An 18,060-nucleotide genomic window follows, 5' to 3' on the forward strand; every position below is an offset into this window, starting at 1 on the left:
AGGCCGACCCGGCGCGGGTTGCCGAAGCCGACGCCAGCTGCACCAGCACCCCCGGCATCGCCTGCACGTCCATGACCGCCGACTGCCTGCCGGTATGCCACCCCGGGACCCCGCCCATCAGCAAGCCCGAGCTGGTCGGCTGGTACGGCGACGGGCCGGCGCCGGGCGAGCGGGGGACCGCGCTCGCGGTCGGTCACCGGGACACCCTGACCGGACCGGCCGTCTTCCTCAACATCAGCATGCTGCGTCCGGGCAACACCGTCCACGTCACGCGGGCCGACCGGCGGACCGCCGTCTTCACCGTCGACGCCGTCCGCACCTACCAGAAGACCTCGTTCCCCGACAAGGAGGTGTACGGATACAGGGGACGGCCGGAGCTGCGGCTGATGACCTGCGGCGGACGCTTCGACAAGAAGGCGGGCTATGCCGCCAACGTCGTCGTGTTCGCCCACCTCACCGAGGTCCGGAAGGCCTGAGGGTCCGGAAGCCCTGAGGGCCCGGAAGTCCTGAGGGCGGCGCGCGGGGCCGTCCCCGGTCTCCGGTCTCCGGCGCCGCCTTAGGTGACGGCCCCGGCGTCAGGCCCGCGATCGGCCGGCCGACTCCGCGGCTCGCCCTCCGGCTCCGAGCAGCCCCGTCCCGGTGAACTGCGAGCGGATCAGCTCCCGGCGGGTCAGCCGGGCGACCGGCCCCGGCAGAGCGGCACGCACCGCCTGTACGCACCGGAGCCACCCCGGCACGTACACGGAGTGGGACCGCCGCTCGACCGCTGTGACCACTCGACGGGCGACGTACTGCGCGGGGTAGGTCCTGCGGGCGGGCGGCGGCATGTGGGCCCGAAGCTCGCGCAGCACGGCGTGCTGGTCGGCGTCGCGGATCATGTCGGTGTCGATCCAGTTCAGATAGGCGATTCCCACGCCGACCCCTCGGGGGGCCAGTTCGGCGCGCAGGGAGTGGGCGAGGGACTCCACCCCCGCTTTGGAGGCGCAGTACGCACTCATCATCGGCGCGGCGCCGATCGATGCGAGCGAGGCGATCTGCAGGTAGTGGCCGCGGGTGCGGAGCAGTTGCGGCAGGAACGTCCGCGCGGTGACGGCGCTGCCCACGAGGTTGACCTCGATCACCCGCCGCCAGCTGTCCGGGTCCGAGTCGGTGAAGGGTCCCCCCTCGGCCACGCCCGCGTTGGCGACGACGACGGAGACCGGGCCCAGCCGGCGGGCGATGTCCTCGGCGACACGGGCCATCGCCTCGTCGTCGGTGACGTCCACGTGCCAGTGGTGCGACGCCGTCGGGAGGTGGTGGGCTGTCCGGGCGAGGGCTTCCTCCTCCAGGCCGAGCAGTGCCACGCGGACGCCTCGGTCGGCCAGCTCATGGGCGACGGCCTGGCCGAGGCCGCGTGCGGCACCGGTCACCACCGCGGTACGGCCGCTCAGAACGTGCTTCCGGTCGGTCACGAGACTCCTTCGGCAACAACAGGGCCCCTGTCGAACGGGGGCGGAATCTCCCCCGTCGTCATGATGGTCACTGTGTGGGGAGTGCGCATCCCGCCGGCAGCCCCGGGCGCCCTTTCCACAGGCCTTTCAGGGAACCTCTCAGGAAACCCCTCCGGAGACCTCTCAGGCTTCGGCCGGGCGGGTCATCGCGGCGAGGTGGTCGCCGAAGCCGCCGCGGGCGCGGGCCTGGAGCCGGGGCGAGGTGAGGACCGGGCAGCGGGCGGTGCGCAACACGCGGTGGCCCCGGTGTTCGAGGGCCTCGACCAGGGCGTGGTCCTCGCCGGTGGCGAGTGGGGGAAAGCCGCCGACGTCGAGGTAGGCGGCGGTGCTGACGCCGAGGTTGGCGCCGTGGACATGGGGGTGCGCCCACGGGGCCCCCTTCGGCGGCCGGGTCGCCTCGTAACGGATCCGGTGGGGCACGGCCAGCGGCGAGGTGGACGGCAGGACGACGGTACCGACGACCGCCTGCCAGCCCTCCCGGGCCCCGGCCAGCTGGTGCACCAGCCAGTCGTGCGGGACCACGCTGTCGGCGTCGGTCGTCGCGATCCAGGTGACGGGCGTCGCGGCGCCTGCTCGGGCCAGGGCGTGGCCGACGCCGGCGGCCCTGGCCCGGCCGGGGTTGCGGTAGCCGGTGGCGACCACGGACGCCCCGGCGTCGCGGGCCACCGCGGACGTACGGTCGCGGCAGTCGTCCGCCACCACGACGGTCAGGACCCGGGTGGCGGCGAGCCCGGGGTGGCGGGCCGCCCGGCCGACCGCGGCGAGCGCCGCCGGCAGCAACGCCTCCTCGTCATGGGCGGGGATGACCACGGCGACGGTCCCCGCGCTCACACGAGTCCTTCCCGGGCGGCGACCCCGGCGGGCCGTTGGCCGTCGGCCGTGGTCCGCCGGTGGACCTGGAGGACGAAGTCCTCCTCACGGTGGTCGGCGAGCAGGACGAGGCCGGGCTGGGTGGTGACGCGCCGTGCGATCTGAGCCCCGGTGGCCAGGTGCTCCTCCACCGGATGGTTCCAGTGGACGGTGACCAGGGTGCCCTCCGGCTCCAGGGACGCCACCGTCCGCCGCAGCACCGTGTCGAGTGTCCTCCCGTCCAGGTAGTAGAGGAGTTCGGAGAGGACGATCAGGTCGAAGGAGCCCTCGGGCCACTCCTCGGGCAGCAGCATGTGCCGGACCGAGACGTGGGGGAGCCCGGCGGTGCGCCGGCGTGCGGTCCCCACGGCGGATTCGACCCGGTCGCAGGCGAGCACGGAGTCGCAGCGATCCGCCAGACGCCGGGTGAGCTCCCCGACGGAGCAGCCGGGTTCGAACGCCCGGCGATAGCGGGGCTGCGGCAGGGCCGCGACGGTCAGGTCGTACTTGCGGCGCTCGTACCACCGCTCGGCCAGGCTCCACGGGTCCTCCGCGGTGCGGTACATGGCGTCGAAGTACGTGGCCGGCGTGGCGGGACGGCTCATGCGAAGACCACCTCCCAGCCGCGCAGATGGTGGGTCAGCTCTTCCGGAGGCAGTACGGCCGCGTCCTGAGGAGCGGGGCCGAGCGGCCGGATCTGTGTGGTGAACCGGCTGACGGCGGCGCGTTTGAGGGCCTGTGCCGCGGGCGGCAGGACGATCCGGGCAGCCCGCTCCCACGGGACCCGGCTGTCGCCGGGCTCGGCCCAGTGCCACATCCAGACCGGATACAGGGCGCACGGCACGGCCGCCGCCCGCGAGGCGGCCAGGGCGGCGCGCCCGGCCGCCTCGTGATCGCTGTGCACGTCCTCGGTCCAGGGCGCCAGGCAGAGCGCCGCACCGGACATCAGGGCGGCCAGTTCGCGGGACAGCGCGCCCTCGTGACCGCCCACCCCCGTGTCGGGCAGCCCCAGCCGTACGATCTCGGCCCGGGGCACCCCCAGCTCGGCCAGTGCCGCCTCCAGCTCCCGGGCCCGCAGACCCGCGAGCTCCCCGGGGGAGAGCACCGCGGAGTCCGGGTGCGAGCGCTCGCCGTCGGTGACCGACACCACGGTCACGGTGAGACCGGCCACCGCCAGCCGGGCGATGGCGCCGCCCACGCCCAGCACTTCGTCGTCGGGATGGGCGGCGACCACCACCACCCGCCCCGCCTCCGGGAGCGCGTAATCCGGGAGCCGGTCCCAGCCGTGCCACGCGCGCCAGAGCGCCTCGTCGGTGCCCGGCGCCTGGATGGCGTCCGCGTGGCCCTCCGGGCTCCAGGTGCTCATCGGTCGTCCTCCGGTCCGCGCGCGACCAGCCGGCCCAGAGCCGCCAGGTCCCGTTCCGCGTGGTGCTGGCGCACATAGACGCCCAGGTCGGCGACGGCCCGAGCATGCCGCTCGTCGTGGCACAGCGGCCCCGCGCCGGTCGCCCGGCCGACGTGGCCCAGGACCTGTTCGCACACCTCGGCCACCAGGGCCCGCACCCGCAGCGCACGCAGCGCGGCCCCTCCCGCCTTGTCGAACGGGTCCAGGTCGATCTCCTCGGCCGCCCGGCGCAGCACCGTACCGGCCGTGTACAGCGCCAGGTCCACCGCGCCGGTGCGGGCATCGGTGAACGGGTCGGCGCGCTGCTCCGCCCGGGTGAACAGCACCCGGGCCACCGCCTGCGCCCCGCCGTACCAGCACGCGGCCACGCCGACCCCGCCGTGGTGGAAGCCGGGCCGGCGCAGGTACGCCTCCACCCCGCCGACCGCGGTGGCGGGAACGCCGGTGAAGCGGACGTCGGGGCTGTCGCTGCCGGCCATGCCGATCGCCCGCCAGGTGCCGGGCACCGGCCGGCACCCCGGGCCCGCCCCACCCGGCTGCGCTCCGCGGACGCCGGTACGGACGGCGAAGAGCCGCCGGCCGTCCTCGGCCGTGGCGGTGACCAGGGCGTGGGTGCAGCTGTGCGCTCCGGAGCAGTACCGCTTGAGACCGTCGAGCACCCAGCCGTCCGGGCCACGGGTCGCGGTCAGACCGGAGCCCGGCGGTTCGGCGGCCCACACCCCCCAGCGCTGGCCCGGTCCCACCGGAGCGCCGTCCAGCTCGGCCAGGATCGCCACGGCGTCGAGATGGCCCTCCGCCAGCCGGGCGGCACACAGATCGTCCTCCGCCACCGCGGACAGCACGTCGAACCGGGCAGCGGTGCGACCACCGCCCGGCAACGGCGCCTCGACGGTGCCCACCGTCACGGCGTCGACGAAGCGGGTGAACCGGTCAGCCACGCGGCGGGCCGTGAGCGCGGCCGGGCCCGCGGTGTCCGCGGGCGCGTCACCGCCGTAGGACGGCTCGATGCCGGTCGGCAGAGGGGTTACGTCACGCATCGGCGGCACTCCTTGCTCCGTCCCTCGCCGGCCATCGGCTGCCAGGGGCCCGCCGCCCCTGGGGAATCGGGGGACGCGGGCGCTGTTCCACGATCGCCCTTTCCCACGGCCCGCGCTTCTGGGTGCCCCTGGATCGCGGCCCTACACCTGATGGCCGCTCGTGGCAGGCCGCTACCAGGACGCGTGGCCCGCCGGATCGCCCTGCGGGTCGTCCAGCAGCGATATCCGGACGCGGACGCGCTTGCCCACCGGCTCGCGGCGCACCTCGAAGCTCTGGCAGACCATGAGAACGATCTCCAGCCCGTGCCGGCCCGTGCGCGTGGGGTCGGCCTGCGAGGCGGCGGGCAGCAGGGGGCCCGAGTCCCACATGGTGATGTCCAGCATGCCCTCGCCCGCCTCGACGTCCAGCAGGCACGGGCCGGGCGCGTACTTGCAGACGTTCGTGGCCAGCTCGCTCACCACCAGCTGCGCGACATCCAGCGCCCGCGGCGCCACGCGCACACCGTGCGCCGCCTGCGCGTCGGCGAGGAAGCCACGGACGAAGTCCCGGGCTCGGGCGATCTCTCCCGAGCCCATGTCGTACGCGGAACTGGCCTGCACGGTGAGGGCTTCCGCCTCCGGCCGTACCTGCCCGTTCCTCCCACACTCCAGCAGCTGGTCCATCACATGTCCCCCGTCAGATCGGCCGCGCGCGCAGCATTGCGCAGGCCGCCTACCCCGGGCCACACGTTTCAGGCCTCGGTGCGGGAAGAGAATCCGGGCACCCCGTCAGACGAGGAGTTTCGCCTTCGCCCTCTCGTACTCCTCCGCGCTGAGCGCGCCCCTGTCCTTGAGGTCGGCGAGCTTCGCCAGGTCGCTCACATGGCCGGTGCCGCCGGAGGGGCCCTCGCTGTGCGCGGCCTCCCGCACGTACTGCCGGAAGGCCGCTTCCGACTCCTTGGCCACCTTGGCGTCGCGCTCCTGCATGCTGCGGCCGCGGAGGATGAGGTAGAGCAGCACGCCCAGGTAGGGCAGGAGGATCACGAGGACCAGCCAGCCCGCCTTGGCCCAGCCGTTCAGCGAGTGGTCGCGGAAGAGGTCCGTCACCACCTTGAACAGCAGGAAGAACCACATGACCCAGAGGAACAGGTACAGCATGGTCAGGAAGAGGTTCAGGAGCGGGTAATCGTCCATGGGGCCAACTCCGTTCGAGCGGATGGTCCCTCATTCATACGTTCAGCCCCCTTTCTCCGCATCCGTAGCCACCCGTTCAGAACACCGCGCGCGCCACCGCCGCCCCGGCGTACGAGAGCCCGACGCCCGCACCGACGCTGAGCACCAGATAGCCCGCCGCGACGAGGAGACGGCGGGCGGAGGTGAGCGTCAGAAGCTCGTACGAGAAGGTCGACCACGTCGACAGCGCGCCGCAGAAACCGGTGGCCAGCAGCAGGCTGAGCCGCGATCCCAGGTCGCCTCCGGCCGCGCCCTGGGCGACGAACCCCAGGACCGCGCAGGCGGCCGCGTTCGCCGCGAACGTGCCCCAGGGGTACGAGCCGCCGAGCCGGTGCTTGGCGCCCACTCCGAGCAGATAGCGCACCGGGGCCCCGACGAGCGCTCCGGCGATGACGAGAAGCCAGTCGGTCATCGCGCACCGCCCCGGGCGCCGTAGCCGTCGCGGAGGACGGCGTGGGCGGCCAGCGCCCCCGCCGTCACCCCCGCCAGGGCTGCCACCACGGTCAGCAGGAGGCTGCCCGTCGCATAGCCGGGGCGGTCCGCCTCGAACAGCTGGCGCGCCCCGTCGGCGTAGTGCGAGAACGAGGTGAAGCCGCCGAGCACCCCGGTGCCCAGCATGGGGCTGACGAGACGAGGGGCGGCGGGGAACCGCAGCTTGAGGGTGACCATGAGGACACCCATCAGGAAGCACCCGACCACGTTGACCAGCAGGATCGTCCAGGGGAAGTCCGTCGGGCCGGTCGGCCACAGGAGCTCGGCGCCGTAGCGGGCGGCGGCTCCGGCGGCTCCACCGACCGCCACCGCGGCCACGACGGGGAGCAGGCCGCCGGGATGGTGGTCCGGGTGGGTGCGGGCGTGCAAGGCCATCTTCTCGGGCATGTCCGTACCGTATGGGCCGTGATGCGATGGTTTGCGGGCGACGCGGACACGGTGAACCGTCAGGTCTGAACGGCCTAGTGAAACCTCGCACAACTCGCGGACTCGTCGTCTGCTGGGTGTGACACCCCCTGAGCGCAGGTCCACACCAGAGGGACGGGCCCGGCTGCCCGGACCTCTCTTCGAAGGTCGGAGTCATCCGTGCCCGTCACCGAACCGGACATCGTCGGAGAACTGCAGGAACGAGAGCCTTCCGGCTACCTTCTGGCCTCGGTACGCGGAGTGGGGCAGGTGGATCTCCAGCCCCTCATCTGGACCGGACTCGTCATCCTCGCCGCGCTGTGGAGCGCCGGCTGGGAGATCGGCCTCTTCGCGACCCTGGGCACCCTGGTCTCCACGGCCACCGCGTACGCCCTGGGGGTGGACCGGTCGAACATCGTCCTCGGGCTCCAGGGCTACAGCGGCTGCCTCACCGGCATCGCACTGGTCATCTCGCTCGGCCACCACCCGGCCACCTACGTCCTCGCCGTCACCGGCGCCGTCCTGTGCACCGTGCTCACGGCGACGCTCACCACCCTGCTCGGCCCGTACGGCCTGACCGCGCTCACCGCGCCCTTCTGCCTGGTCTCGGGTGTCATGGTGCTCGGCGCCCCGTCCTTCAGCCGCATCTGGAACGGCGCTCCCAAGCAGGTCTCCTCGCCCACCTCGGGGGAGACCGCCATCTCCTGGGACGACCTCTGGCACGCCTTCTTCACCAACGTGTCGCAGGTCTTCCTGGTGGACGAGTGGTACGTCGGGCTCATCATGCTCGTCGGACTGGCGCTCGCCGGAGTGCGGGTGGTCCTGTTCGCGGCGGCCGGCAGCGTCGTGAGCATCGTGGCCGCCTGGGCCCTCGGTGCCCCGACCGAGCAGATCAGGGAGGGCATCTACGGGTACAACGCCGTCCTGGTCGCCATCGCCCTGGGCGCGGTCTTCCTCAGCGGGACGGTCGCGAACGGCGCCTACGCGCTCTTCGGTGCCGTGGCCAGCACCGGCCTCACGGCATCGCTGACCTCCTTCTTCAAACCCTTCGGCGGCCACACCTTCACCTGGCCGTTCATCCTCACGACCTGGGCGCTCATGGCCGCGGTCCCCCTGCTGCCGCGCCTGCGCCGGAGCGACTGACCCGCCCCCGCCCGTCCGCGCCCACGACACGACATCCTCAGGAAGGTACCGACGATGAACCTCGCCCCCCGCGAGATCGACAAGCTGCTGGTGTACGTGGTGGCCGATCTGGCCCGCAAACGCCAGGGCCGTGGCCTCAAGCTCAACTACAGCGAGTCCGTCGCGCTGATCACCGAGGCGATCCTCGAAGCGGCCCGGGACGGCAGGAGCGTCGCGGACTGCATGGAACTCGGCCGGCAGATCGTCTCCGAGGAGGACACGATGCCGGGCGTACGGGAGATGCTCGGGCTGCTCCAGGTCGAGGCGTCCTTCATGGACGGCACCAAGCTGGTCTCCTGCCACGACCCCATCGGCGGCTGAGCCGTGGCGAAACGCTGCCGCCCCGTCGCCGTCTGCGGCCACGAGGCCGAAGACGGCGCGGCACTGCGCGACCTCGCCGGTCCCGACGTGCTCGTCGTCACCGGCGGACGCGAACTGATCCGTGCCCTGGCCCGCCTCCGGCGCGCCGGTGAGCAGGCGTGCGTCGTCCCGATGACCCTGGGCAGGGACCCGGAACTCGTCGCGGACACCGCCCGTACGCTCCGGGCGCTGCCGCCCCTGCAGACCTTCGGGACCCTGCTCGCCGAGCCGTTCGGCACCGACCGCCACCTGATCGCCTGGCTGCGGGCGGCGGCGAACCGGGTACCGGCCTCGTCGGCGCTGCTCGTCACCGCCCCGGCCGCGGACCCGTTCGCCGACGCCGAGCTGTACCGGATCGCCCGGCTGGTGCGGAGCCACGGAGCCCACCGGCTGGTCGAGGTGGCGCTCACCGGCGGCGACCCGGACCCCGCCGAGGGGGTACGGCGCTGCGCACTCCTCGGCGCGCCGGAGGTGACGCTGCTGACCGCCGGTTTCGCCCCCGCGGAGCCGCCCGGAGCGCCGGGCCTCACCGTCGCCTCCGCCGGACCGACGGTCTCCCGCGCCGCACTGGCCCGGGTCCTGGCGGAGCGGGTGGCCGACGCCCGGCAGCGGTGGAACGAACGGCGGGACGACGGGATCGCGGGCGGGCTGACCGCCGCCGACGACCACGGCCACAACCACACCCACCCGCCCGGCGAGGGGCACGACCACACCCACCTCCCGGGGGAGGACCACCACCACGGGCCGGCACACCCGCACCCGCATCCGCACGTCCACAGCGCGAACCACGTCATCAGGAGCACCGCATGACCTTTCGTCAGCAGTATCTGTACGGCGAGGAACCCATCGAGATCAACGCCGGCCGCCGGACCGTCCGGCTCACGGTCGAGAACACCGGTGACCGGGCGATCCAGATCGGGTCGCACTACCACTTCTTCGAGGTCAACTCCGCGCTCTCCTTCGACCGGCAGCGGGCGCTGGGCATGCACCTCAACATCCCCGCCGGCACCTCCGTACGGGTCGAGCCCGGCGGCACACGCGAGGTGGAGCTCTGCGCGTACGCCGGGACCGGGCGGCTGGTCGGCTTCAGCGGCCTGCTCAACGGCAGCCTCGTCTCGCACCCGGCCAAGGTCGAGGCGGTCCGCAAGGCGATCGAGCGGGGCTTCGCCGGCGCGCAGGGAGAGGCGCCGACGGGGACCGGGGCCCCGGAGAAGTCCGAGACACAGAAGAAGTCCGACCGGAAGAAGCCCGACCAGAAGAGCTCCCAGCAGAAGAAGGGTTCGCGCTGATGCCCATCCTGCCGCGCAAGCAGTACACCGACATGTTCGGTCCGACGGTCGGCGACCGTTTCCACCTGGGCGACACCAACCTGGTCGTGGAGGTCGAGAAGGACTACAGCGAGGGCCAGTACGGGGACGAGGTCCTCTACGGCGGCGGCAAGACCATGCGCGACGGCATGGCGGCGGACCCCCAGGCCACCAGCGCCCAGGGGGCACTCGACACCGTGATCACCAACGTGGTGGTCATCGACCCCGTCGTCGGCGTCGTGAAGTGCGACATCGGCATCAAGGACGGCTTCATCGTCGGCATCGGCAAGTCCGGCAACCCGCAGACCCAGGACCGGGTCGACGCGGGCCTCATCATCGGCCCCGGGACCGAGGCCATCGCGGGCGAGCACCTGATCGCCACCGCCGGAGCCATCGACACCCACGTCCACCTCATCGCCCCTCAGCAGGCCGAACAGGCCCTCACCAACGGCATCACCACCCTCATCGGCGGTGGCACCGGCCCCTCGGACGGCTCGAACGGCACCACCTGCACGCCGGGCCCGTACAACATCTCCCGGCTCCTCCAGGCCGCGGAGAGCGTCCCCGTGAACCTCGGCATCATGGGCAAGGGCAACGGCAGCCTGCCGGAGGCCCTCAACGAACAGGTCGTCGCGGGCGCCTGCGCGCTCAAGGTCCACGAGGACTGGGGGGCGACCCCCGCCGTGATCGACAACGCGCTGAGCGTCGCGGACGCGCACGACGTACAGGTCGCCATCCACACCGACAGCCTCAACGAGAGCGGGTTCTTCGAGGACACCCGCTCGGCCATCGACGGCCGCACCATCCACACCTTCCACAGCGAGGGCGCGGGCGGCGGACACGCCCCCGACATCCTCCGGGTGGCGGGCGAGCCGAACGTCCTGCCGTCGTCGACCAACCCGACGCTGCCGTACACCAAGAACTCGGTGGACGAGCTGCTGGACATGGTCATGGTCTGCCACCACCTCAGCCACGACATCCCCGAGGACGTCTCCTTCGCCGACAGCCGGGTCCGCGCCGAGACCATCGCCGCCGAGACCGTGCTGCACGACCTCGGCGTCATCAGCATGTTCTCCTCCGACTCGCAGGCCATGGGCCGCGTCGGGGAGTCGGTCACCCGCGCCTTCCAGACCGCCCACCACTGCAAGGACAAGCTCGGTGTGCTGGAGGGCGACTCCGCGCGCAACGACAACCAGCGCGTCCTGCGCTACCTCGCCAAGGTGACCATCAACCCCGCCATCGCCACCGGCATCGCCGACCACGTGGGCTCGATCGAGAAGGGCAAGCTCGCCGACATCGTGCTCTGGCCCATCCACTCCTTCGGCGCCAAGCCCAAGATGGTCATCAAGGGAGGCATCATCTCCTGGGCGCAGATGGGCGACCCCAACGCCTCGCTCCCCACCCCGCAGCCGGTGATCTACCGCCCGATGTTCGGGCAGTACGGCAAGGCCCAGCAGGCCACGCACGTCACGTTCATGTCGCAGGCGGGCATCGCGGCAGGGGTACCGGCCGCGCTCGGCCTGGAACGCACCGTCCTGCCGGTCCGCCGCACCCGGACCATCGGCAAGCACAACATGGTCCGCAACGACGCGCTGCCGGACATCAAGGTCGATCCGGAGACCTTCAAGGTCACGCTCAACGGCAAGGTCGCCACCATCGACCCGGCCGAGGAACTCCCCCTCAACCACCTGTTCTTCCTGGTCTAGGCGATGTACCAGGAAGAGCGGGACACCACCGCCCCTCCCCGCACGGGGGCGGGGGCGGGGGCCGCCGAGCCCCCGCTCGCGCACCTGCTGGTCAGCCTCCAGCTGACCGACTCCGCCTTCCCCAGCGGCTTCTACACCCTGTCCCACAGCCTGGAGGGCTTCGCCCAGGCCCGAGCGGTGGACCCCGACACCCTGCCGGCACTGCTGGAGTCCCTGCTGCTCCACGGGGTCGGCCCCGCCGACGCCACCGCGCTCGCCCTCGCCCACCGCGCCACCCGGGCGGGGCAGCCGCAGACCGTGGCGGCTGTCGACGAGCACCTCTTCGCCACCAAGCTGGGCCAGGAGATGCGCCGGGCCGCCACCCGTACCGGCCGGCAGCTCCTCGACCTCGCCGCCGAGGTCTACGACCGGCCGGAGATCGGCGCGTACTTCCAACGGGTCGTACGCCGTGAGGTCCCCGGGACGCAGGCCGTGGCGGCCGGGATCGTCTACGCCGCGACGGGGGTCCCGGTCCGCCAGGCCGTCGCGTCCGACCTGTTCGCCTTCTGCGCGAGCTTCGCGGGGGCGGCGTTGCGGCTGCGGCTGACCGACCACCGCCGGGCCCAGACCATGCTCCACGCCGTGGCGCCCGTCGTCGAGAGGACCGTCGACGCCGCGCTTCGGCGGGAGCTCGCCGACGTCGGCGCCACCGTCTTCGCCTCCGACATCATGTCGTGCCGTCACGAACGGGCCGAGGCCCGCCTCTTCGCCAGCTGATCCGCCCCCTCCACCAGAACCGCGAGCCAGGGAGAACCATGGACGACAACGTACTGCGCATCGGCATCGGCGGGCCGGTCGGATCCGGCAAGACCGCCCTCATCGAGGCGCTGGTGCCGCTGATGATCGAGCGCGGCCGCCGCCCCTGTGTCATCACCAACGACATCTACACCCAGGAGGACGCCCAGCACATGCGCCGCACCCTGGACGGCGTCCTGGAACCGGAGCGCGTCGTGGGCGTCGAGACGGGGGCCTGCCCGCACACCGCGGTGCGCGACGACCCGACGATGAACCTCGCGGCCGGCGCCGAGATGCTGGAGCGCTTCCCCGACACGGACACCCTCTTCTACGAGTCCGGCGGCGACAACCTCACCCTGACGTTCAGCCCCGCCCTCGCCGACGTCTTCGTGTTCGTGCTGGACACCGCGGAGGGCGAGAAGATGCCGCGCAAGCGGGGGCCGGGCATCACCGACTCGGACCTCCTCGTCATCAACAAGATCGACATCGCGAAGTACGTCCGCACCGACCTCGGCATCATGGAGTCCGACGCCCACCGGGTCCGCGAGAACCGCCCGGTCGTCCTCACCGACTGCCTCACCGGGGCCGGTATCGAGGACGTGGCGGGCTTCCTCGAATCACGCCGCAAGGTGCTGATCTGACATGGAGCCCGCGCCGACGAGGATCAGGCCCGACCGCCTCGACCCCCGCTACTACAGCGTCGAGCGGCTGCCCCCCGAGGTGGCGGCCCTGGGCTCCGCGCCGGACACGCTCGCTCCGGGCTCCCCGGCCAAGGTCGGCGTCCTCGACCTGGGCTTCGCCGTGCGGGGCGGGCGCACCGAGCTGGTGGAGCGCTACCAGAAGTCACCGCTCCAGATCATCCGGCCGCTGTGGACCGACCCCGCCATGCCCGGCATGACCTACGTCTGCCTGATGGCCACCGGCGGCGGTGTGGCGCAGGCCGACCGCTACCGGATGGACTTCCGGTGCGGCCCCGGCACGCAGGTGCACCTGACGACCCAGGCCGCCACCAAGGTCTTCCGGATGGAGCACGACTACGCCAGCCAGCGGGTCCACCTGACGGCGGACGAAGGCGCGTACGTGGAGTACCTGCCGGATCCGCTGATCCCGTTCAGGGGATCGCGGTTCCACCAGCGCACCGAGGTCACCGTCGCCCCCGGCGCCACGGTCGTGCTCGGCGACACGGTGACCTCGGGGCGGCTGGCCATGGGGGAGCGGCACGACTACCGGGTGCTCGCGGCCGACCTGCGCATCAGCCGGCCCGACGGCACGCTCCTGGCCGTCGACACGCTGCGCCTGAGCGCGGGGAGGGACCGGGCCGGGGTCCTGGGCCCGGCGGTGTTCGCCGGACACGACCACGTCAGCTCGCTCTTCGCCGTCACCGACCGGGCCCCGGCCGACGAGGTCGCCGACGCCCTGCACGAGGCGGTGGCCGGCCACGGAGTCACGTACGGGGTGAGCGTGCTGCCCCGGGAGTGCGGCGCCTGGCTGCGGCTCCTGGACGACAGCCCCGTCCGGGTCGCCGCCGCGCACACGGCGGCCTGGGCCGCCGTGCACCGGCTCCTCACCGGCTGCCCGGCACCCGCGGTCCGCAAGCCCTGACGCCTGTGTCCCCCGACCCGTCGACCCCTTCAGCGAGGTAACCCGCCGATGATCACCGCTCCCGCACCGATGCCACCCGCCTACGACTCCGGCGACACGGCCTGGCTCCTCGCCGCCACCGCCATGGTGCTGCTGATGACGCCGGCCCTGGCGTTCTTCTACGGCGGCATGGTGCGCACCAAGCACGTCCTGATGATGATCAAGATGAGCTTCGCCGCGCTGGCCTTCGGGTCGCTGGTGTGGTGGGCGGTCGGCTACACGCTGGCCTTCGGCCCCGATGTCGGGGGTGCGGGGCTCATCGGCAACCTCGACCACGTCTTCATGCACGACATCGGGCTGACCACGCTGACCGGCAGCATCCCCACGTACGTCTACAGCACGTTCCAGATGGGGTTCGCGATCATCACCGTCGCGCTGATCAGCGGCTCGATCGCCGACCGGGCCACGATGAAGGGCTGGCTGGTCTTCGTCGTCCTGTGGCTGCTGATCGTCTATGTGCCGCTCGCGCACTGGGTGTTCGACCAGGACGGATGGATCGTGAAGCACCTGGGCGCACTCGACTTCGCGGGCGGACTGCCGGTGGAGCTCAACTCCGGGGTCGCGGGCCTGGCCGTGGCCCTCGTCCTGAGGGCGCCGCGCGACTTCGCGCGCCGCGAGGAGCGGCCGAACAACATCCCGCTGGTCGTCATCGGTGCGGGACTGCTCTGGTTCGGCTGGTTCGGGTTCAACTCGGGTTCCGCGCTCAACACCCAGGGCAACGCGGCCGCCGCCTTCATCAACACGCAGCTGGGCGCGGCGGGCGCCATGGTCACCTGGCCGCTGGTCGAGAAGTGGCGCACCGGCCGCGTGAGCACCATGGGGGTCGTCTCGTCCGCCGTCGCGGGCATGGTGGCCATCACGCCCGCCTGCGGTGAGATCGACACGCTGGGCGCGGTCGTCACCGGGCTGGTCGTGGGCGCGGTGAGTGCCTTCGCCGTCACCCTCAAGTACCGCTTCGGCGTCGACGACACCCTCGACGTGGTCGGCGTGCACGGCGTGGGCGGTTTCATCGGGCTGATCATGGTGGGGCTGTTCGCGACCGCGCGGATCAGCGGTCAGAAGGGACTCTTCCAGGGCGGCGGCTGGGGCCTGCTGGGCAAACAGCTCGTGGCGATCGTCGCCGTGATGGCGTTCTCGTTCATCCTGACGTGGCTCATCGCGAAGGCGGTCGATCTGACCGTCGGGTTCCGGGCCTCCGAGGAGTACGACAAGGTGCCCGGCCGGGAGGCGGAGCGCGCCTACGACTTCCTGACCACCGAACGGCTCGACGACCTCGTCTCGGGGAAGGCCAGGAGCGCCGCGAGCGACGAGGAGATCGTCCAGCACATCACCAAGCTGCTGCGGGACCGGGAGGCGTCGCGCTGACCGGGCCGGCCACGGTCCTCACCGGTCGCGGTCGGCCGCTCCCGCCCCGTCCCCTCCGTCCGCCCCGGCGATCCGCAGCAGGTGAACGGGCGGGTGGATGAGGCCGAGGTCCGGGCGCCAGGCCGCCAGGATCTGCGCCGACGGGTCGAACAGCGGCGCGGGAAGCTCCTCGGGGGCGGTCCACCGCCAGGCGCTGATCAGGTGCGGCTCGGTGACTTCGGGGACCCCGGAACCCAGGCGTACGAGGGCCGCCATGCTGATCCGGTTGATCCCGCCGATCACGTCGTGGAGCATCGCGAAGACGTCCACCGCGCCCTCGTCCACGGCGAGTCCGGTCTCCTCGCGCAGCTCACGGGCGGCGGCCGCCGCGACCGACTCGTGCGTCGGGTCGACCTTGCCGCCGGGCAGCTCCCACGTACCGCTGTGATGCCTTCCCAGGAGCACGCGCCCCTGCCCGTCCACGACGATCACCCCGACCCCGAGGGCCGCCTGTGCGGTGGGCGGGCGCGTGTTGCGGGCGGGGCCGGTGCGGGAACCGGTGGTCATGGGGCTGAGCCTCCGCTCTTCCGGAACGTCTCCGGAACTTCGCCGGCACCTCTGGCGCCTTTGCGCCTGCGGCACCTCTGGGATCGTCACGGAACACCGTAACGACACCGCGGGGCCGGCCCGTGAGCCGGTCCTGCTCAGACGACCAGCCGCAGCGCGGTCGCGGAGATGCCCAGCCGTACGCTCTGACCCCAGGTCAGCTCCAGGGCGTCGGACTCCATCCCGTCCCCGAAGACCACGATCCGGTCCGACTCCACGGTGAGCCGCAGCCCCTGGCCCCGGCCCAGCTCGCCCGAGACCAGTGAGGTGCCGGTCGCGGGCGAGGGCCAGGCCTCGCGGACGAACCAGAGCAGCCGGGGGTCGCACGGCGCGGGCAGCGGCACCGTGCTCCCGCGCTCCAGCCACAGGGAGCGCAGCCAGCCGGTGGCGCCCGTGCCGGTGCCGACGAGGACCCCGGAGGAGGCCTGGGGCTCGCCGGGGGCCGAACCGCCGTCGGGGCCCAGGCGGTAGCGGGCCGTCTGGTGGCCGGGCGGGCCGAGGTAGATCTCGTTGAGCGCGACGAGCCGCTGGGTGTCGTCGGCGACCGCCTCGACCATGGTCAGCGCCTCCACCCCGCCCCCGGAGGCCGTTGCGGCGCGCAGCAGGGCGGCCGCGTCGGCGCAGCGGTGGCGGACCAGGACACCGGGGTTGCGCCCGGGGTCGGTGTCGATGCCCACCACCGGCTGCCCGGACAGGTACTTCGCGGCGTTGGCCACCAGCCCGTCCTGGCCGACCACGACCACCACGTCCTGCGGCGCGAAGAGGAACCGGTCCAGGTCCACCCGCTCCACCCGGGAGCTGCGCCAGGTGAGCGGCACGGCCGCCGCCACGTCCCGCAGGGCCTGGCGCGTACGTTCGTGGCGCCGGGCCACCTCGTCGATCGAGCGCCCCCGGCTGGACAGGAAGAACGCCGCCTGCCCGTGCGTCCCGTGGCGGGCCAGCAGCTCCTCGTACTCGGTCCTGCGGTGCACGAGCACCGCCCGGGGCGCCAGGCTCACGCTCCCGCCCCGCCTTCCGGCCGGCCGAGCCTGGCGAGCAGTCCGGTGAGGACGTCGGGGGAGAGGGTGAGGCTCTCGATGCGCGGCAGGTTCTCCGCGAGCCGGGTCGCCGCCAGGGCGTGCAGCGTGGCCGGTTCGACCTCACCGTGCACCCGCAGCCAGGCGGCCTGGGCCTCGGCGCGCGCGGAACCGGTCTCGCGTGCCGCCTCGGCGTCCGCGCGGGCCAGGCGCACCTTCCGGGACGCCTCCGCCTGGGTCCGTACGCCGTCGGCCACCGCCTTCTCCTCGGCCTCCCGGCGCGCGTTGGTGCCGCGCTGGTCCACCAACTGCTCCTCACGACGGGCCAGTTCGATCTGGCTGGCCAGCTCGTTCTCGGCGATGGCGCGCTCGCGCTCGACGGCCACGGCCCGCCGCTCGTAGGTCGCCCGGTCCGCCTCCTGCTGGATCTGCTCGCGCGCCGGGGTGCGCAAAGCGCGCTCGACCTCGGCCTCGGGGCGGATCGCGACGACGCGCACGGCCACCACGTCGATGCCGGTCGCCGGGAGCCTCGGCTCGGCGGCGAGACCGGTGGCGACCCGTTCGCGTACGGAGGCGACCCCGTCCACCAGGGCCGTGGCGAGCGGCGTGCGGGCCAGGACGTCCAGCGTGTGCTGCTGGGCGGTCTCGGTGAGCAGGGTGGCGATCTGCTCCAGCGGTGCGCTGCGCCAGCTCCCGGTGTCCGGGTCCACGGAGAAGTCCAGCCGGTCGGCGGCCAGGGCCGGGTCGCTGACCCGGTAGGTGACCGTGGCCTGCACGGTGACGTCCTGGAAGTCCGCCGTACGGGCGTGGAACGCCATGGCCAGCTCCCGGTCGTCGACCGGCACCTCGGAGAGCGCCGCCGACAGCGACCGGTACCAGAAACTGAGCCCGCGCCCGTCGTGGGCGAGCCGGCCGCGCTTGTGGTGGCGGATGTGGGCGGTGGGCGCGGAGCGCAGATGGCGCCAGCCGAAGCGCCTGGTGATGTCGGCCATGGGGACCCCCTCGGACTCAAATGCGTCACTACGACGATAAGGGGAGTGGGTCATATCGTCAAGGGGACGAAAAGGGGGTGTGGCGGCCCGTCGGGCCAGGTCCCCGGCGGGGCGGCGGGGCGTCGGTGGGGGACAGGGGCCGGAACCCGGGCGGGGCGGGGCGGCCATGTCCGGCTCGGACACGACGGGGGCGGTGCCGGCGGCCAACCCCCCGGTCGGGAGCCGCCAGAGCTACCGCCAGC

General features: G+C 72.8%; 22 protein-coding genes. 10 read left to right on the plus strand and 12 right to left on the minus strand.

The annotated features are described in order from the left end of the window. On the plus strand, positions 1-476 hold a 476-nt coding region (locus tag AB0917_RS27945; RefSeq protein WP_366822449.1), incomplete at its 5' end, for a class F sortase. Positions 477-575: 99 nt separating this feature from the next. Here the strand turns inward: AB0917_RS27945 and AB0917_RS27950 are convergent. From AB0917_RS27950 to AB0917_RS27990, 9 genes are all read right to left on the minus strand, one after another. After that, entirely contained in the window at positions 576-1,451 is an 876-nt protein-coding gene (locus AB0917_RS27950; RefSeq protein ID WP_366822450.1) for an SDR family oxidoreductase, read from the minus strand. Between the two features lie 162 nt (positions 1,452-1,613). After that, entirely contained in the window at positions 1,614-2,321 is a 708-nt protein-coding gene (locus AB0917_RS27955) for a glycosyltransferase (protein WP_366822451.1), read from the minus strand. Further along, positions 2,318-2,944 (minus strand): SAM-dependent methyltransferase, encoded by a 627-nt coding sequence (locus AB0917_RS27960; RefSeq protein ID WP_366822452.1) that lies wholly within the window; start codon positions 2,942-2,944, stop codon positions 2,318-2,320. The genes AB0917_RS27955 and AB0917_RS27960 overlap by 4 nt, the downstream gene beginning before the upstream one ends. Next, positions 2,941-3,705, minus strand: coding sequence for a PIG-L family deacetylase (locus AB0917_RS27965; protein WP_366822453.1), 765 nt, complete (start codon positions 3,703-3,705; stop codon positions 2,941-2,943). The genes AB0917_RS27960 and AB0917_RS27965 overlap by 4 nt, the downstream gene beginning before the upstream one ends. Then, positions 3,702-4,781, minus strand: coding sequence for an acyl-CoA dehydrogenase (locus tag AB0917_RS27970; protein WP_366822454.1), 1,080 nt, complete (start codon positions 4,779-4,781; stop codon positions 3,702-3,704). Before AB0917_RS27970 ends, AB0917_RS27965 begins: the two co-directional genes overlap by 4 nt. Before the next feature lie 171 nt (positions 4,782-4,952). Then, positions 4,953-5,444 carry an ATP-binding protein gene (locus tag AB0917_RS27975; protein ID WP_366822455.1) on the minus strand — a complete coding sequence of 164 codons (492 nt, stop codon included), beginning with the start codon at positions 5,442-5,444 and terminating at the stop codon, positions 4,953-4,955. A 105-nt stretch (positions 5,445-5,549) separates the two neighbouring features. Then, positions 5,550-5,954, minus strand: coding sequence for an SHOCT domain-containing protein (locus tag AB0917_RS27980; protein ID WP_366822456.1), 405 nt, complete (start codon positions 5,952-5,954; stop codon positions 5,550-5,552). Positions 5,955-6,030: 76 nt separating this feature from the next. Then, entirely contained in the window at positions 6,031-6,405 is a 375-nt protein-coding gene (locus AB0917_RS27985) for a CrcB family protein (protein ID WP_366822457.1), read from the minus strand. Then, positions 6,402-6,872, minus strand: a complete 471-nt coding sequence (locus tag AB0917_RS27990) for a CrcB family protein (protein ID WP_366822458.1) — start codon at positions 6,870-6,872, stop codon at positions 6,402-6,404. Before AB0917_RS27990 ends, AB0917_RS27985 begins: the two co-directional genes overlap by 4 nt. Positions 6,873-7,070: 198 nt before the next feature. On the opposite strand from AB0917_RS27990, the gene AB0917_RS27995 reads away from it, so the two are divergent. The 9 genes from AB0917_RS27995 to AB0917_RS28035 are packed head-to-tail and all read left to right on the plus strand — an operon-like array spanning position 7,071 to position 15,225. Beyond that, positions 7,071-8,033, plus strand: coding sequence for an urea transporter (locus AB0917_RS27995; RefSeq protein ID WP_366822459.1), 963 nt, complete (start codon positions 7,071-7,073; stop codon positions 8,031-8,033). Between the two features lie 54 nt (positions 8,034-8,087). Beyond that, entirely contained in the window at positions 8,088-8,393 is a 306-nt protein-coding gene (locus AB0917_RS28000; RefSeq protein WP_366822460.1) for an urease subunit gamma, read from the plus strand. Between the two features lie 3 nt (positions 8,394-8,396). Then, positions 8,397-9,242 (plus strand): cobalamin biosynthesis protein CbiX, encoded by an 846-nt coding sequence (locus AB0917_RS28005; RefSeq protein WP_366822461.1) that lies wholly within the window; start codon positions 8,397-8,399, stop codon positions 9,240-9,242. After that, complete coding sequence (locus AB0917_RS28010) at positions 9,239-9,721, plus strand: urease subunit beta (RefSeq protein WP_366822462.1); 483 nt, start codon at positions 9,239-9,241, stop codon at positions 9,719-9,721. Before AB0917_RS28005 ends, AB0917_RS28010 begins: the two co-directional genes overlap by 4 nt. After that, positions 9,721-11,445 (plus strand): urease subunit alpha, encoded by a 1,725-nt coding sequence (gene ureC, locus AB0917_RS28015; protein ID WP_366822463.1) that lies wholly within the window; start codon positions 9,721-9,723, stop codon positions 11,443-11,445. Before AB0917_RS28010 ends, ureC begins: the two co-directional genes overlap by 1 nt. Positions 11,446-11,448: 3 nt before the next feature. Continuing rightward, positions 11,449-12,201, plus strand: coding sequence for an urease accessory UreF family protein (locus AB0917_RS28020; RefSeq protein ID WP_366822464.1), 753 nt, complete (start codon positions 11,449-11,451; stop codon positions 12,199-12,201). Between the two features lie 38 nt (positions 12,202-12,239). Continuing rightward, complete coding sequence (gene ureG, locus AB0917_RS28025) at positions 12,240-12,860, plus strand: urease accessory protein UreG (RefSeq protein WP_366822465.1); 621 nt, start codon at positions 12,240-12,242, stop codon at positions 12,858-12,860. A gap of 1 nt (position 12,861) precedes the next feature. Next, positions 12,862-13,821 (plus strand): urease accessory protein UreD, encoded by a 960-nt coding sequence (locus AB0917_RS28030; protein WP_366822466.1) that lies wholly within the window; start codon positions 12,862-12,864, stop codon positions 13,819-13,821. 48 nt (positions 13,822-13,869) lie between these two features. Next, a complete protein-coding gene (locus AB0917_RS28035) occupies positions 13,870-15,225 on the plus strand; it encodes an ammonium transporter (RefSeq protein WP_366822467.1) in 1,356 nt (451 codons plus the stop codon). A gap of 18 nt (positions 15,226-15,243) precedes the next feature. Here AB0917_RS28035 and AB0917_RS28040 read toward each other — a convergent pair whose 3' ends face one another. From AB0917_RS28040 to AB0917_RS28050, 3 genes are all read right to left on the minus strand, one after another. Then, the gene (locus tag AB0917_RS28040) at positions 15,244-15,771 is read right to left on the minus strand and encodes an NUDIX domain-containing protein (protein ID WP_366822468.1); all 528 of its coding nucleotides are present in this window, start codon (positions 15,769-15,771) and stop codon (positions 15,244-15,246) included. A 137-nt stretch (positions 15,772-15,908) separates the two neighbouring features. Then, positions 15,909-16,808, minus strand: coding sequence for a hypothetical protein (locus AB0917_RS28045; protein ID WP_366822469.1), 900 nt, complete (start codon positions 16,806-16,808; stop codon positions 15,909-15,911). Then, entirely contained in the window at positions 16,805-17,818 is a 1,014-nt protein-coding gene (locus AB0917_RS28050) for an SPFH domain-containing protein (protein WP_366822470.1), read from the minus strand. The genes AB0917_RS28045 and AB0917_RS28050 overlap by 4 nt, the downstream gene beginning before the upstream one ends. Positions 17,819-18,060 lie beyond the last annotated feature (242 nt).

The organism is Streptomyces sp. NPDC007346, from assembly GCF_040703535.1.
Taxonomy (GTDB): domain Bacteria; phylum Actinomycetota; class Actinomycetes; order Streptomycetales; family Streptomycetaceae; genus Streptomyces.